This window comes from Thermopolyspora sp. NPDC052614 (assembly GCF_040678635.1).
GTDB lineage: Bacteria > Actinomycetota > Actinomycetes > Streptosporangiales > Streptosporangiaceae > Thermopolyspora.
Map to the genome: position 1 here is coordinate 283,870 of NZ_JBFATZ010000007.1, position 14,892 is coordinate 298,761.

At 74.0% G+C, this 14,892-nt stretch carries 14 protein-coding genes; all 14 read left to right on the forward strand.

What is annotated here, in order from left to right:
* Positions 1-120: 120 nt before the first annotated feature.
* The 14 genes from AB0K60_RS18070 (at position 121) to AB0K60_RS18135 (ending at position 14,833) form a co-directional block, all read left to right on the forward strand.
* Positions 121-1,380, forward strand: coding sequence for a hypothetical protein (locus AB0K60_RS18070; protein ID WP_364055542.1), 1,260 nt, complete (start codon positions 121-123; stop codon positions 1,378-1,380).
* A gap of 2 nt (positions 1,381-1,382) precedes the next feature.
* On the forward strand, positions 1,383-1,742 hold the full coding sequence (locus AB0K60_RS18075; protein ID WP_364055545.1) for a hypothetical protein: 360 nt from the start codon (positions 1,383-1,385) through the stop codon (positions 1,740-1,742).
* A 301-nt stretch (positions 1,743-2,043) separates the two neighbouring features.
* Positions 2,044-2,721, forward strand: a complete 678-nt coding sequence (locus AB0K60_RS18080; protein ID WP_364055548.1) for a NifU family protein — start codon at positions 2,044-2,046, stop codon at positions 2,719-2,721.
* Positions 2,718-4,058: a hypothetical protein gene (locus AB0K60_RS18085; protein WP_364055551.1), complete on the forward strand. Its 1,341-nt coding sequence runs from the start codon at positions 2,718-2,720 to the stop codon at positions 4,056-4,058. The genes AB0K60_RS18080 and AB0K60_RS18085 overlap by 4 nt, the downstream gene beginning before the upstream one ends.
* A gap of 89 nt (positions 4,059-4,147) precedes the next feature.
* The gene (locus tag AB0K60_RS18090; protein WP_364055554.1) at positions 4,148-4,399 is read left to right on the forward strand and encodes a hypothetical protein; all 252 of its coding nucleotides are present in this window, start codon (positions 4,148-4,150) and stop codon (positions 4,397-4,399) included.
* A gap of 29 nt (positions 4,400-4,428) precedes the next feature.
* Positions 4,429-6,960, forward strand: coding sequence for a carbamoyltransferase HypF (gene hypF, locus AB0K60_RS18095; RefSeq protein WP_364055557.1), 2,532 nt, complete (start codon positions 4,429-4,431; stop codon positions 6,958-6,960).
* Between the two features lie 2 nt (positions 6,961-6,962).
* Positions 6,963-7,229, forward strand: a complete 267-nt coding sequence (locus AB0K60_RS18100; RefSeq protein WP_364055560.1) for a HypC/HybG/HupF family hydrogenase formation chaperone — start codon at positions 6,963-6,965, stop codon at positions 7,227-7,229.
* A gap of 335 nt (positions 7,230-7,564) precedes the next feature.
* Positions 7,565-8,446 (forward strand): HypC/HybG/HupF family hydrogenase formation chaperone, encoded by an 882-nt coding sequence (locus tag AB0K60_RS18105; RefSeq protein WP_364055563.1) that lies wholly within the window; start codon positions 7,565-7,567, stop codon positions 8,444-8,446.
* Positions 8,443-9,102: an SIS domain-containing protein gene (locus tag AB0K60_RS18110; RefSeq protein WP_364055566.1), complete on the forward strand. Its 660-nt coding sequence runs from the start codon at positions 8,443-8,445 to the stop codon at positions 9,100-9,102. Before AB0K60_RS18105 ends, AB0K60_RS18110 begins: the two co-directional genes overlap by 4 nt.
* A 508-nt stretch (positions 9,103-9,610) precedes the next feature.
* Complete coding sequence (gene hypE, locus AB0K60_RS18115) at positions 9,611-10,780, forward strand: hydrogenase expression/formation protein HypE (RefSeq protein WP_364055569.1); 1,170 nt, start codon at positions 9,611-9,613, stop codon at positions 10,778-10,780.
* 47 nt (positions 10,781-10,827) lie between these two features.
* Positions 10,828-11,100 carry a HypC/HybG/HupF family hydrogenase formation chaperone gene (locus AB0K60_RS18120; RefSeq protein WP_364055572.1) on the forward strand — a complete coding sequence of 91 codons (273 nt, stop codon included), beginning with the start codon at positions 10,828-10,830 and terminating at the stop codon, positions 11,098-11,100.
* Positions 11,101-11,216: 116 nt separating this feature from the next.
* Entirely contained in the window at positions 11,217-12,350 is a 1,134-nt protein-coding gene (gene hypD, locus AB0K60_RS18125) for a hydrogenase formation protein HypD (RefSeq protein ID WP_364055575.1), read from the forward strand.
* On the forward strand, positions 12,347-13,132 hold the full coding sequence (locus AB0K60_RS18130) for a DUF6390 family protein (RefSeq protein WP_364055578.1): 786 nt from the start codon (positions 12,347-12,349) through the stop codon (positions 13,130-13,132). Before hypD ends, AB0K60_RS18130 begins: the two co-directional genes overlap by 4 nt.
* A 498-nt stretch (positions 13,133-13,630) precedes the next feature.
* Positions 13,631-14,833: an ATP-binding protein gene (locus AB0K60_RS18135; RefSeq protein WP_364055581.1), complete on the forward strand. Its 1,203-nt coding sequence runs from the start codon at positions 13,631-13,633 to the stop codon at positions 14,831-14,833.
* Positions 14,834-14,892: the final 59 nt, after the last annotated feature.

Here is a 14,892-nt window from a genome sequence, read left to right on the forward strand (position 1 = left end):
GCCGAACGCGATGGGAGAGGGCGGGACAACGGCCGGGCCCGGCAGCAGAACACCTCCGGCGGACCGGGACCGCGGCCCGGCGTCGGTGGATTGCGGAACGTGATGTGAAAGGGACCTGCGATGGCTGAGCGAACCACCCCCGCGACCAACGGGAGCGGGTCGCCGCCGCCCGCCCGGCCGCAGCCGCTCGGGGCCTTTCCCCTCCCGGCGGGCTACCTGCTCGTCCCGGGCGGTGAGGACACCGAAGAGGCCCGGCGCGACCTGGTGGCCGGACGGCTGCCCGGCCGCTGGCCCGAGGCGCTGCGCGCCCACGAACTCGCGCTCGCCGGGGACGTCGCCGGCGCGCTCGCCCACCTCACCGGGGACGACCCGGTGACCAGGTACAACCGCTTCGTCATGGACCCCGAGGCGGAGGATCCGGCCCTGCTGCGGCGCGACCTCGGCGAGCCGTACGGGGTTCTGGCGGACGTGGTGGCGTTCACGGTCGGACGCGCGGCCGAGCCGCCCGAGCCAGGGGCGGCCGACGGCGAGATCGCCGCGCTGGCGCTGGCGGCGCGGGCCGGCCACGCGATGGACCAGGGCGACCCGGCACGGGCGGTCCGGCTGCTGGAGGAGGCCGTCGGGAAGGCCCCCGAGGAGGCCGCCCCGCTCGCCGGGGTGCTGCTCGCCGCCGCGGCCGGCATCCGCAAGGACGCCGAGGGACCGGGGCCCGAGGTGATCGCCATGCTGGAACGGGCGCTGCGGCTGCTCGACGGCACCGATCTGCGCGTCGGCCGGGCGGAGGCGCACCTCACCCTGGCGCTCACCCTGCACGAGTCGGCGGGAGACCGTCCCGACCTGCTGAGCCGGGCCGTGCCGCACTATCAGGCGGCGCTGCGGCTGGTCACCTCCGACGAGGCACCCGAGGTGTGGGCGGCCGCGCACGTCAACCTCGCCACCGCGTACCTGACCATGCCGATGCGCGAGGCGTCCGACCGGCTGAGGGTCGCGATCGCGGTGCGGTCGCTGCGGTCGGCGCTGAAGATCTACACCCGTGAAACCCACCCCGTCGAGTGGGCCGGCGCGCAGCTCAACCTCGCCAACGCCCTGGTCTACGCCCCCTCCGGCCACCAGGCCGACAACCTCGTCGAGGCCGTCGAACTGTACGAGGCCGTGCTGGAGGCCCGACCCCGCGAGCAGGATCCCCTTGGCCGCGCACGCGTCCTGGCCAACCAGGGCAACGCCCTGGCCCACCTCGGCATGTTCGACCACGCCAGGGCCAAGCTCGCCGAGGCGCGCTATCTGTTCGAGGAGGGCGGCGACGTGGACGCGGTGCGCACCGTACGCGACGTGCTCGACGGCATCGCCCGGCAGACCGCCCTGATCAAGGCGAGAGGCTGACCGTGGACACCTATCAGCGCCAGCAGTTCGACGCGCTGCTGCTCACCGCCGCCGACCGCCTCGCCGAGCGCGCCGTCCAGCGCTGCGGCGGCCACGCCGAGGCCCTGCAGAGGCTGCGGGAGAATCCGCACGGCGAGGGGGTCTGGCTGGGCGACTACGTGGACGCGCTGTTCGCCGAGTTCTGCCTCGACGATGTGGACGGCGCCGCCTTCGTGCTTCGCGCCCTGCGCAAACGCCAAGTGACCGTCGAGGACACGGGCAGCGTCTCCGACGTCCTGGTACGGCTCGCCAAGACGGCCTTCGCCGACCTGCTGACCGCCAAGGTCACCGAGGCGCTTGACCGGGCCGAGCGATACGGATGAGGACAACCCCATGACCACTGCAGCCCACCGACCGCTTCCGACCGTTCCACTGACCGGCGGCTCCCCATCGGACGATGCCGATTCCGTGGCCGCGGTCCAGGACGCCTCCACGTCCTCCTCGGCCGCGCCGCCCCGGGGCAGCGGTACGGTGCCTTCTTCCGGCGAAACGGCGTCTTCGGGGGTGCAAGCCGGTCAGATGGGGGGTGGGGGTGCCGCGCGTGGTCTTCCCACGTCCTCCTCGGCCGTGCCCGCCGGGGGCAGTGGCACGGTGCCTTCTTCCGGCGAAACGGCGTCTTCGCGGGTGCAAGCCGGACAGACGGGGAGCGAGGGTGCCGCGCGTGGCCTTCCCACGTCGTCCTCGGCCCCGCCCGCCGGGGAGAGCGGCGAGCGGTCCGCGCCGGGCGAGACGGACGCGTTGCGGGAGCTTGCCGGGAAGGTCGACGAGGCGGTGCGGCGCGTCGCGGAGCTGGACGGTCCCGCCCGGGAGGCCGCCGAGGAGCTCAGGCGGGCGGTGGAGGCTGTGCACCGGGCCGGGCTCGTCACGATCGTACGCCGGATGCGCGCCGACGACCGGGCCCGTGAGCTGCTGTTCGAACTGGTGGACGAGCCCGAGGTTCGCATGCTGCTGATGCTGCACGGCATCATCCGCCCCGACCCGGTCACCGAGGCCACCCGGGTCCTCGCCGGGATTCGCCCCTGGATGCGGTCGCAGAACAGCGACGCCGAGCTTGTCCGTATCGAGGACGGCGTGGCGTACATCCGGGTCGAAGGCGCGTCCCGGGGGTGCTCCAGTGCCGCGCCGGATCTGGCGGAGCGGGTGGCGACGGTCCTGACCGAACGCGTCGGCGCGATCAGCCGTGTGGAGGTGCTGCCCGCCGAGCCGACGCCGACTTTCATCCCCCTGACCGCCATCGGGCGCGGCCCAGGTGCGGATACATCCGGTGTTTCCGACAATGGAACGGGCGGGGCCACCCGATGAGCGTCGTACGGGTCTCCGTCCAGACCCCCGGACGGCCCGTCCGCGACACGGACCCGGCCGCGGCACCGGCCGACCTCACGGGCGGCTGGCGGGCGAGCACCTGGCTCGGCGCGCCCGCGCCCGGCGGGCTCGCCCTTCCCGCCGCCCACCCGACCATGTCCTGGCTGTACTCCCCGCGGGGCGTCTTCCTCGACGACCGGCATCTGGTGGTGGCCGACTCGGGCAACCACCGCGTGCTGATCTGGCATGGCGTGCCCGACCGCGACGAGCAGGCGGCCGACGTGGTCCTCGGCCAGCCCGACGGCGAGAGCGAAGGGCCGGCGGCGGGCGGGCGCGGACCCGAGCACGGCGTGCACCTGCCGACCGGCGTCCTGATCCACGACGGGCGGCTGGTGGTCGCCGACGCCTGGCACCACCGGATCCTCGTGTGGGATCAGGTGCCGTCCCGCCCCGGGCAGCCGCCGGACCTCGTGCTCGGCCAGCGCGATCTCACCGAGACGAGGCCCAACAGGGGCGGGGAGTGCTCGGCCGCCACGATGTACTGGCCCTACGGGGTGGGCGTCGTGGACGGCCGCTTCTACGTGGCCGACACCGGCAACCGGCGGGTGCTCGGCTGGGCGGACGGCATCCCCGAATCTCCCGACCGCCCCGCCGACCTGGTGCTCGGACAGCCGGGGCCGGGGCAGCGGGAGGAGAACCGCGGCGACGGCGTCGGCCCGAGCAGCTTCCGCTGGCCGCACGACATCACCGGTACGGCGGACACGCTGCTCGTCGCCGACGCGGGCGACCACCGCCTGCTCGGCTGGCGCCCCCACCCCGGCGAGGACCGCCCCGCCGACCTGGTGCTCGGCCAACCGGACTTCCACAGCGCCACCGAATTCCCGTACGCGCCGCAGCGCGCCGACCGCCTGCGCTTCCCGTACGCGGCCTCGGTCGGCCAGGCCCCGGCGGCCGGTACGGGCGACGCCCCGACACCGACCGCCGCCCCCGACGCGCCTCCCAGTGCGGCCTCCGGTGCCGCCGCCCGGGACGCCGACGCCGGGCCGGGGGCGGAGGCCGCCGCCCGCGCCCACCGGGACGGTTCGCCCGCCCCCGTACGGCTGGCCGTCGCCGACACCGCCAACAACCGGGTCCTGCTGTGGGAGAATCCGTCCGTCAACGGAGGACCGGCCGACGCGGTACTCGGCCAGCCCTCCTTCACGGCCAACGGCGAGAACCGGTGGGCCATGGTCGAACGCGACAGCCTGTGCTGGCCGTACGGGCTGTGCCTGCACGGCGACACACTCGCGGTGGCCGACTCGGGCAACAACCGCGTGGTGCTTTGGCGGCGCGGATGAATCGGACACCTGAGCGCCCGAGGGTCGCGCGTCGATGCGCTGACCAGCCACTTCGCCGGGTTAGGGTCAACAGTGCCGCGATTAGGGCAATGGCCGGGGCCAGGACCGAGACCAGGACCGAGACCGAGACCGGGACCAGGGCCGGGATCAGGGCCGAGGCCGGGATCAGGACCGGGGCCGAGGTCAGGACCAGGGCCGGGGCCAGGACCGGGATCAGGGCCAGGGCCGAGGCGGGGATTACGGACGGGCGCGAGGCCACGGCGGCGGGGTCGGCGCACGGCACGGCGATGCCGGTGATTTCCGGACATCGTGGCGATCGCGAACTGGTCGGGGGACGGTGATGAACGGGACGCGCACGTCTTCGGCGTTCATGAACAGGTCCGCCGCGCTGTGTCGGCGGCGGGTCACGGTCGAGGGCATCGTGCAGGGGGTCGGATTCCGGCCTTTCGTCTACCGGCTGGCGACCGAGTTCGGCATCGCCGGATTCGTCGGCAACGACGCTCGGGCGGTGTTCATCGAGATCCAGGGCTCGGAACGGGACGTCGAGGCGTTCCTGTGGCGACTGCGGGCGGACGCGCCGCCCCTGGCCAGGATCACCGCCGTACACGCCGAAGAGATCCCGCCGCTCCCCGGTGACCAGGGCTTCCGCATCGCCGCCAGCCGCGACGCCGAGGGCGCGCGGACGCTCGTCCCGCCGGACGTCGCCCCCTGCGACGACTGCGTCCGCGAGCTGTTCGACCCGCGCGACCGGCGCTACCGGCACCCGTTCATCACCTGCACCAACTGCGGGCCGCGCTTCTCCATCATCCGCGAGCTGCCCTACGACCGGGCCGCCACGACCATGGCCGGCTTCCCGATGTGCGATGCGTGCGCGGTCGAATACCACGACCCCGCCGACCGGCGCTTCCACGCCCAGCCGGTGTGCTGTCCCGACTGCGGCCCCCGCCTGTCGTTCATCCGCCTGCCGTACCGGCGGGACGGGAAAGCCCTCACCGACATCGGCACCGAAGTCGACACCGACGCCGCGCTGGCCGCCGCGCATCGGGCGCTGGCGGACGGGCTGGTCGTGGCGGTCAAGGGGATCGGCGGCTATCACCTGGCGTGCCTGGCCGACGACGAGCGTGCGGTCGGGGTGCTGCGCGAGCGGAAGGCGCGGGCGGGCAAGGCGTTCGCGGTGATGGCGCGGGATCTGGACGCGGCGCGGCGGCTGGCCGAGATCGGCCCGGCCGAGGAGGCCGCGCTGACCGGGCCCGCCCGGCCCATCGTCCTGCTGCGCCGTCTTGCCGACGCGCCGGTCGCCGAGCAGGTCGCGCCGGGCAACCCCCTGATCGGCGTGATGCTGCCCAACTCGCCGCTGCACCACCTGCTGTTCGCCCTGGTGCCGGGCGCCCCCGGTCCGGTGCCGGACGCCCTGGTGCTCACCAGCGCGAACATCTCCGACGAGCCGATCTGCTTCGACGACGCCGACGCCCGCACCCGCCTGCCCCGGCTCGCCGACGCGCTGCTCACCCACGACCGTCCGATCCACGTGCCGTGCGACGACTCGGTGGTACGCGTGGTGGACGACCACGAGCTGCCGATCCGCCGCTCCCGCGGCTACGCCCCGACGCCGGTACGCCTCCCCGACGCGGCCGAGCCGATCCTCGCCGTCGGCGGCGAGCTGAAGAACACCTTCTGCGTCGTCGCCGGCGAGCACGCCTTCGCCTCCGCGCACGTCGGCGACATGGGCAGCCTGGAGACCCTGACCGCCTTCGAACGCGCCACCGCCCAGCTCACCACCCTGTACGGCGTGCGCCCGGCCCACCTGGCCGCCGACACCCACCCCGGCTACCTCACCCGCGACTGGGCCGAACGCAACGCCAGGGGCCGCCCGCTCCACCTGGTCCAGCACCATCACGCGCACGCGGTGTCCCTGCTCGCCGAGCACGGCCGCCTCGGCGAGCCGTTCATCGCCGTCACCTTCGACGGCACCGGCCACGGCCTCGACGGCGCGGTCTGGGGCGGCGAGGTGCTGCTGCTGGGCCGCGACGGCCACCGCTTCACCCGGGCCGCCCACCTGCGGGCCGTACCGCTGCCGGGAGGGGACGCCGGAGTCCGCAACCCCTGCCGCATGGCGCTGTCCCACCTGCGCGCTGCGGGCATCGAGTGGACGCCCGACCTGCCACCGGTCGCCGCCTGCGAACCGGTCGAGCTGCGCGTGCTCCACGCCCAGCTCACCGGCGGTTTCGGCTGCGCCGAATGCACCAGCATGGGCCGCCTGTTCGACGCGGTCTCCTCTTTGCTGGGCGTCCGCCACCGCATCACGTACGAGGGCCAGGCGGCGATCGAACTGGAGGCGCTGGCCGCCACCGCGGGCGGCGCGGCCGTCGGCGCGTCGCAGGACAGGGCGTCCGGTGCCGCCGGTGATCCGGTCGCCGCGACGCGGACCGGCCCTGGGACCGGAACGTCGCCGCACGCGGCTGTGGCGTACGGACCGGGGGAGGAAGAGGGGCAGACCGGAGCACCAGGCGCGGCGCATCGGCCGGGCATGGTGGCGAGCCGGACGCTGCGCATCGAGGTCGGGGCGGACGGCGTGCTCGATCCCGCCCCCTTGTTCACCGGGCTGGTCGCCGGGCTGCGCGCCGGTGTGCCCGTCGCGGACCTGGCGGCGGACTTCCACCACGCGGTCGCCGACGCGGTCGCGGAGGCGGTGACGGCGATCGGCGCGGCGCGGGGCATCCGGCTCGCCGGGCTGACCGGGGGAGTGTTCCAGAACGTGCTGCTGCTGCGGGCCTGCCGGGATCGGCTGGCGGCGGAGGGCTTCGAGGTGCTGACCCACCGGGTCGTGCCCCCGAACGACGGCGGCCTCGCCCTCGGCCAGGCGGCCGTGGCGGCGCTGCGGGTGAACGCGAAGGAGGAATGACGATGTGTCTGGGAATCCCAGGAAAAATCGTCGAAGTCTGGGACGAGAGCGGGACCGTCATGGCCCACGCCGACTTCGCCGGTGAGGTGAGGAAGGTGTGCCTGGCGTACCTGCCCGACCTGAAGGTCGGCGACTACACCCTCGTCCACGCGGGCTTCGCCCTCACCCGCCTGGACGAGAAAGAGGCCCTCACCACCCTTGAGGTCATGCGCGAGTACGCCATCCTGGCGACTCCCCCCGAGCGCCAGGCCGAACGGGCGGCCTCATGAGCGCCGCAGCCCGGCGGACGCCCGCCGCGCCCCCTCTTGAAGAATCGGGCACCCATGACGGTACGGACGGCACCCTGAACGCGGCGACGGGGAGAGCACGAGGCGGCACCGCCATGAGCGCGTCAACGAACGGCAGGGAAGGTGGCGAAACCGTGGACCTACAGGTGAACGGGCCACTGAACGTGACCGGCCACGCCTCCGCCGATCACAGGACGGGCGACCCGCTGAGTGAAGGCGGTCGGGGTGATGGTGCCCTGGTCGGCGATCGGGTGGGCGACCCGCCGCGTGAAGGCGGTTGGGCTAATCGTGCCTTGGTCGGCGATCAGGCGGGAGGCGTGCCGAGTGAAGGCGGCCGGGCCGACCGTGCCCCCGCCGACGATCGGGTGGGTGACCCGCCGAGTGGAGGCGGTCGGGGTGATGGTGCCCTGGTCGGCGATCGGGTGGGCGGCCCGCTGAGTGAAGGCGGCCGGGCCGGCCGTGCCCCCGCCGACGACCGGGCGGAGGTCCTGCTGGACGAAAGCCTCGCCAAGGATCTCGCCGCCGCCGCGCTGACGCTGGCCCGCCGGTTCGCGGCGGGGGCCACGCTCTGGTGCGTCGCGCCCGCGTGGGAGCCGCACGCCCACCACGTGGCCGTGGAGTTCGTGCATCCGGTCATCGTCGGCAAGCGGGCGCTGCCCGCCGTCGCGCTCACCGGACCCGGCCTGGTGGACACGGCCCGCCTCGCCGTACGGCCGGGCGACGTGATCCTCGCCGTCGCCGCCGAATCCGACCCGGACGTGGCCTCGATCACGCGCCGCGCGCCTGCCTGGGGCGCGACCACGCTGTGGATCGGCAACGGTCCCCGGCCCCCGGCGGGCGCCGCCGACCACGTGCTCTGGCTCGACGACCCGGACCCGTTGGTGCCCGCGACCGGCCGCTTCGTGCTCCTGTACCACCTGCTGTGGGAGCTCACCCACGTCTGCTTCGAACACCCCGGCCTGCTCAGCGGTCCCGACGTGGAGTGCACCGACGAGGTGTGCATCACGTGCGGCGACGAGGGACGCCTCGCCGAGGTGATCGCCCCGCTCGGCGCGGCCGACGGCGGCACGCTGGTGCGCACCGCGAACGGCGAGGAATCCGTGGACACCCTGCTCGTCGGCCCGGTCGAGCCCGGCGACCTGCTGCTCGTCCACGCGGGCGCGGCCATCACCCGGATCCACGAGGACGGTACGCGATGAGCCAGGAGAACACCGGATTCCTGTATCCCTTCCTGGAGGCCGAGGAGCGCGACGCCGCGTCGCTGCTCGCCGACCTCGCCGAATCGGCCCGCGCCAAGGCCGCCGAGAGCGCGGCGCTGCGCCGCCGCACCCTGGCCGAATGCGCGGACCGCATCGAGACCGCCGGGGCCGAGATGGCGCGCCGGTTCGCGGCCGGGGGCCGGATGTACACCTTCGGCAACGGCGGCAGCTCCACCGACGCCGCCACCCTCGCCGCGCTGTTCTCCCACCCCCCGTACGGCAGGCCGCTCCCGGCGTGGTCCCTCGCCGCCGACCAGGCCGTGGTCACCGCCCTCGGCAACGACGTCGGCTTCGACCTGGTGTTCTCCCGCCAGCTCATCGCCCGCGCCCGGCCCGGCGACATCGCGGTGGCCCTGTCCACCAGCGGCGATTCCGCCGACCTGACCACGGCACTGGCCGAGGCCAAGCGCCGCGGGCTGTTCACGATCGGCTTCGCGGGCTACGACGGCGGCTCCTTCGCCTCCGGCGGCGACGTGGACGTCTGCTTCGTCGTCCGCTCCCAGAGCGTGCACCGCATCCAGGAGTCCCAGGCCCTGCTGGGCTACCAACTCTGGGCCGCCGTACACGACCACCTGACGGCGGGAGGATCCCGGTGACACGCGAGGGGATGCCGCAGGCCCGCGCGAGCGGCGAGAGGCGGCGGCGAGCGGGCGACAGGGGCGGTGCCCGGCGTGAGCGGTGTCACGGTGGACGGCTGGACGGCCGGGTAGGCGTAACCGGGTGCTCCGACGGTGGCGAGCGGACGACAGGCGCGGTGCCCGGAGCGAGCGATGCGAGGGCGGATGGCCGCGCGGGCATGCGCCGTGCAACGGCCGGAGGCCCGTCGGCCCGTGGCGTGACGAGAAGACGGCGGCAGGTGGCGCGGGCTCTGGGCGGCTCGCAGGGACCTGGCAGTGAACCTCGCAGGGGACGGACGGGGTGCGATGTGAGTGGTGAGAGGGCCAACGGCCGGATGGTGAGGCGGGACGTGGATTACCGGGCGGGCCGCCAGGGTGCCGAGGGTGCCTTGGGAGGCTCGCAGGGGGCCTCGCAGGGGCTCACGGGGGACGGACGGGGTGCGATGTGAGTGGTGAGAGGGCCAACGGCCGGATGGTGAGGCGGAACGTGGATTACCGGGCGGATCACCAGGGCGTCGAGGGCGCGGAGGGTGCTGCGGCGATCGTCGGCGTGAATGGAGCGGGCGGCGAGCGGCGCGGGCCGTCGTTTCGGGAGGATCAGGTGCTGGAGCGCATTGACGCGTTCCGGAGGCGCAGGCCGCGGCTGCTCGACGAGGTGGTGACGCTCGCGCACGGCGCGGGCGGCAAGGCCTCGGCGGCGCTCGTGGACGCGGTGTTCGTCGAGGCGTTCCGCAACGACGAGCTGGAACGGCGCGGCGACGGCGCGGTGCTGCCGCTGCCGTCGGGGGAGACGCTCGCGTTCAGCACCGACTCGTTCGTGGTGCACCCGCTGCGGTTCCCCGGCGGCTCCATCGGCCACCTGGCGATCCACGGGACCGTGAACGACCTGACGATGATGGGCGCCCGGCCGTCGTGGATCTCGGCGGCGTTCGTGATCGAGGAGGGTTTCCCGATCGAGGACCTGCGCGGCATCGCCGCCGACATGGCCGAGGCGGCCCGCGCCGCCGGAGTGCAGGTCGTCACCGGGGACACCAAGGTGGTCGCGTCCGGCGCGGCCGACGGCCTGTTCATCACCACCGCCGGGGTGGGCCTCGTCCCGGCGGGGCGGCGCTTGTCGGCCGACCGCGTACGGCCCGGCGACCGCGTGCTGCTGTCCGGCACGATCGGCGACCACGGCATGGCCGTGCTGCTGGCCCGCGGCGACCTCGGCATCGAGAGCGACATCACCTCCGACACCGCGCCCGTGAACGCCCTGGCCGAGGCCCTGCTGGCGGCCGCGCCGGCCACCCGCTGGCTGCGCGACCCGACCCGGGGCGGCGTCGGCACGGTCTGCAACGAGCTGGCCCAGGACACCGGCCTCGGCGTCGTCCTGGAGGAGCCCGCGCTGCCGGTCGCGCCCGACGTGCTGGGGGCCTGCGAGATGCTCGGCATCGACCCGCTGTACGTGGCCTGCGAGGGCCGGCTCCTGGCGGTCGTCGCGGCCGAGGAGGCCGACGCCGCGCTGGCCGCGCTGCGCGGCCACCCGCTGGGCGCGGGAGCCGCCGTCGTCGGGGAGATCGTCGACTCGCCCGCCGCCACCGTGGCGCTGCGCACCGACTTCGGCGGGACCCGGATCGTGGACATGCTGGTCGGCGATCCGCTGCCGCGCATCTGCTAGCCGCGCCCATCGGGCAGGGCCGTACCAGGCAGGAAAGAGAGCCTCACATGTGTTTGGGAATTCCCGGCCAGGTCGTCGAGATCGTCGACGTCGAGCAGTCGCTGGCCAAGGTCGAGGTCAGCGGCGTACGCCGGACGATCAGCGTGCGGCTGCTCGCCGACGAGGAACTGCGCACCGGCGACTGGGTGCTGGTGCACGTGGGATTCGCCATGGCGAAGATCGACGAGGAGGAGGCGGCGCTGACCCTGGCCGCCATGAAGAGACTCGGCCAGGCCTACACCGATGAGCTGGAGGCGTTCGACTCCACGTCGATCGTGTGAGCGCCCCCACCTGATCAACCACAACGACGAGAACGACGACGAGAACGACGACGAGAACACCGTCCGGGCCCGGTCCGTCGGGGCCGGCCGGTAGGCACCACGGGAAGGACACGCCGATGCGCTTCGTGGACGAGTTCCGCGACCCCGCGGCAGCGCGCGCACTGGTCGCCGCCATCACCGAGCTGGCGGGCTCGGACCACTTCAAGTTCATGGAGGTGTGCGGCGGTCACACCCATACCATCTACCGCCACGGCATCGAGCACCTGCTGCCCGAGTCGGTCGAGCTGGTGCACGGCCCCGGCTGCCCGGTGTGCGTGATCCCGATGGGCCGGGTCGACGACGCCCTGTGGCTCGCCGAGCAGCCCGACGTGATCTTCACGACGTTCGGCGACATGATGCGCGTCCCCGGCAGCCGCGGCAGCCTCCTGGAGGCCAAGGCCCGCGGCGCCGACGTGCGCTTCGTGTACTCGCCGCTGGACGCCATGCGCATCGCCGCCGACAACCCCGGCAAACACGTGGTGTTCTTCGCCGTCGGCTTCGAGACCACCGCCCCGTCCACCGCCGTCACCCTGGTCCGCGCCCGCGAGCTCGGCCTGGACAACTTCAGCGTCTTCTGCAACCACGTCACGATCGTCCCGCCGATCAAGGCCATCCTGGAGTCGCCGGACCTGCGCCTGTCCGGCTTCCTCGGCCCCGGCCACGTCTCCACCGTCGTCGGCACCCGTCCGTACCGATTCGTCCCCCAGGTGTACGGCAAGCCGCTGGTCGTGGCCGGCTTCGAGCCCCTGGACATCCTGGCCGCCGTGGCCATGCTGCTGCGGCAGATCCGCGAGGGCCGCTGCGAGGTGGAGAACCAGTACGGCCGCGTGGTCAGGGACGAGGGCAACCCGCAGGCCCTGACCCTGATGAGCCAGGTGTTCGAGCTGCGCCCGCACTTCGAGTGGCGCGGCCTCGGCTTCATCTCGCAGAGCGCGCTCAAGCTCGCCCCCGACTACGCCCGCTTCGACGCCGAGCTCCGCTTCGACATGCCGGGCGTACGCGTCGCCGACCCCAAGGCGTGCCAGTGCGGCGAGGTGCTCAAGGGCGTCATCAAGCCCTGGGAGTGCAAGGTCTTCGGCACCGCCTGCACCCCGGAGACCCCCATCGGCACCTGCATGGTCTCCCCCGAGGGCGCCTGCGCCGCCTACTACAACTACGGCCGCATGCACCGCGAGGCCGCCCAGCTCGTCGGCCGGAGCGGCGGCCGATGACCGCCCCGGGCACGGCCGAGCGCTTCGCGGGGGAGCGGCTGTTCGCCCGGTACGCCCACGCGCCCAACGACCTGGGCTACTGCGGCCCGGCCCAGTCGCGGATCCTGCTGGAGTGCGGCGCGGGCGCGGGCGACCCGGCGAAGGTGCGGGAGGTCGCGCGCGGGTTCAGCGGTGCGTGGCCGTACCTGCGAATCCTGGCCCGGCTGGCGGGGATCGAGGATCCCCTCGATCCCCGGGTCGTGGACGCCTACTGGCTCGGCGGCGGCGTCGGCGACGCGGTCGACGCCCGCGTGTTCGGCGAGGCGCTGCTCGCCGACATCGGACGTCAGGCGGGCCACTACTGGCGGCACCTCACCCCGGAGATCATCGGCGAGGCCGCGCCCAACCACTGCTTCCACGTCTTCGGCGTCTATCCCTGGTCCCGGCTGCTGGGCGAGCGCCACTACGAGCAGCCGCTGCGCGTCCTGGACAAATGCCGCATCTCCTGGGGGACGGTGCTGGAGGTGCTCCCCGGCGACCGCGTCCTGGTCAGCACCCGCCGCCTCGCCTGGGACGGCCACCGCCTGTCGCTGTCCGAGCCGAGCGCCGAGGAGTCCGCACTCGCCGCCGACGGGCACGTCTTCGTCTCCGGCGTACGGCGGGGCGAACGCGTGGCCCTGCACTGGGACCGGGTGGCCGACCGGCTCACCGAGGACCAGGCCGAGCGGCTCCGCCGTACGACCCTGGCGCAGCTCGAAGCCACCAACCGCCGCCTCGATGCAGGAGCGCGCGACCACCGGTGACCGGCGAGCATCCGGGGCGAGCGCCGAAACCCAGGGTCCCGACGCGACCGCGTCAGCGTCATGACAGGCCGGGCTGGGCTGCCCGGCCAAGAAGGCTGAGAACGCGATGTCCTCACGCGGCGACCGTCACGGCTGCGCCGGCGGGGGCTGCCCGGCCAAGAGGGCTGAGAACGCGATGTCCTCACGCGGCGACCGTCTCGCCTGCGCCGGCGGGGGCTGCCCGGCCAAAAGGGCTGAGAACGCATCCCACATGGGCGAACGTGGGCGATGACCGCCGAATGGAGGTCATGCGCGCGGGTGGCCGTCGGGTGAATGCTGATGCCATCGAGCGGGACGGGAGACAGGACCCGTGGGAGGGGCAGATGCGGGTGGTGCGCGTCACGGCACCGGAACCCGCGCCGATGGGTCCGCCTCCTGTCCCGTTCGATACCAGCAACCATGCCAGCGGTTCTAGACTGGGCGCTTTGTGTAATCTCCCGCCCGCGAACCGTACGCCCCATGGTCCCTGGTCCCCCACCCTCCGGCCCTCCCCAGGACGCCGCAGGCCCCGATCCCGCCCGCGCCGCGCAGCAACGGATGATCGTGCTGTGCGGTGCCGTCATGCGCGGAGCGGAGGGGCTGGCCGCCGCGGCCGCGGCCCTGCTCGGCGCGGTGCCGCCGGTGTCCATGGCCTGGGTCGCCCCCGCCGTCGCCATCGACCTGCTGTGGACCGCGCTTTTCATCCTGGGGATGCTCAGGTACGGCCCGCTGACCCGGCTGGTGCTCGGTGAGGTCGCCGTCACGGCCGGCTTCGGCCTTGCCCAGGGACGGCTGGTCGTGCCCGAGGCGGCCGACGGCGGCGCGAGCTGGATCGCGGTGCTGACCACCATGACGATCGTCGTCGCCGCGCTGGGGTGGAGACCCCGCGTCGCCGTGCCCGCCGGCCTCGCCGTCACCGGAGCGCACCTCGCCGGGGCGCAGCTGGCCGGCCTGGCCTCCGGAACGGCCACGGCGGCAATCCACCTGGTCCAGGTCGCGGCGATGGCGGCGCTGATGTCGCTGCTGCGCCGGTCGGCCGCCGTGGCCGACGTCGCGCTCGGCCGCCTGCGCCGGGCCTCGACCGAGGCCGCCGTGCTGCGTGCGCGCCGCGCCGACGAGCGCGCCCAGTACAGCAGGGTGCACGACACCGTGCTCAACATGCTGACCATGGTCGGCGCCGGGGGAGTGGCGGCGAGCTCCGCGATGCTGCGCCGCCAGGCCGCCGCCGACCTGGCGGAACTGGAGCGGATCGCCGCGCGGGGCGTGCCGTACCAGGACCGGAACGGCGGGAAGAACGAGGCAGCTGGCGAGTCCCCGGTCCGGCTGGACGCCCGGCTGCGGGAGATAACCGACCGCGGCGGCGTACGCGTCACGGCCGAGCTCGCCGCCCTCGTCGTCCCCGGCCCGGTCGCCGAGGCGTTCGCCGGCGCCGCCGCCGAGGCCCTCACCAACGTCGCCCGCCACGCCGGGGTCGATGCCGCCCGCCTCAGCGCGGTCCGCACCGGGGACGAGATCCGCGTCGAGATCGCCGACCGGGGAAGCGGCTTCGACCCCGCCCGCCTGCCCTCGGACAGGTACGGCCTGCGCCGCTCGATCATTGAGCGCATGGATTCGATCGGCGGCGGCGCCCGCGTCGAATCGGGTGACGGCGGCACCCTCGTCACGCTGTGGTGGCGACCGTGAGCGACGATCCGACCCGTCCGGCCCCGGACCAATCGGGTCTGCGGCGTACGGCCGCTGAA

Coding starts and splice junctions, on each gene's coding strand:
- AB0K60_RS18070 (WP_364055542.1), top strand. CDS start 121: ATGGCTGAGCGAACCACCCCCGCGACCAACGGGAGCGGGTCGCCGCCG.
- AB0K60_RS18085 (WP_364055551.1), top strand. CDS start 2,718: ATGAGCGTCGTACGGGTCTCCGTCCAGACCCCCGGACGGCCCGTCCGC.
- AB0K60_RS18090 (WP_364055554.1), top strand. CDS start 4,148: ATGGCCGGGGCCAGGACCGAGACCAGGACCGAGACCGAGACCGGGACC.
- hypF (WP_364055557.1), top strand. CDS start 4,429: ATGAACAGGTCCGCCGCGCTGTGTCGGCGGCGGGTCACGGTCGAGGGC.
- AB0K60_RS18100 (WP_364055560.1), top strand. CDS start 6,963: ATGTGTCTGGGAATCCCAGGAAAAATCGTCGAAGTCTGGGACGAGAGC.
- AB0K60_RS18110 (WP_364055566.1), top strand. CDS start 8,443: ATGAGCCAGGAGAACACCGGATTCCTGTATCCCTTCCTGGAGGCCGAG.
- AB0K60_RS18120 (WP_364055572.1), top strand. CDS start 10,828: ATGTGTTTGGGAATTCCCGGCCAGGTCGTCGAGATCGTCGACGTCGAG.
- hypD (WP_364055575.1), top strand. CDS start 11,217: ATGCGCTTCGTGGACGAGTTCCGCGACCCCGCGGCAGCGCGCGCACTG.
- AB0K60_RS18130 (WP_364055578.1), top strand. CDS start 12,347: ATGACCGCCCCGGGCACGGCCGAGCGCTTCGCGGGGGAGCGGCTGTTC.
- AB0K60_RS18135 (WP_364055581.1), top strand. CDS start 13,631: ATGGTCCCTGGTCCCCCACCCTCCGGCCCTCCCCAGGACGCCGCAGGC.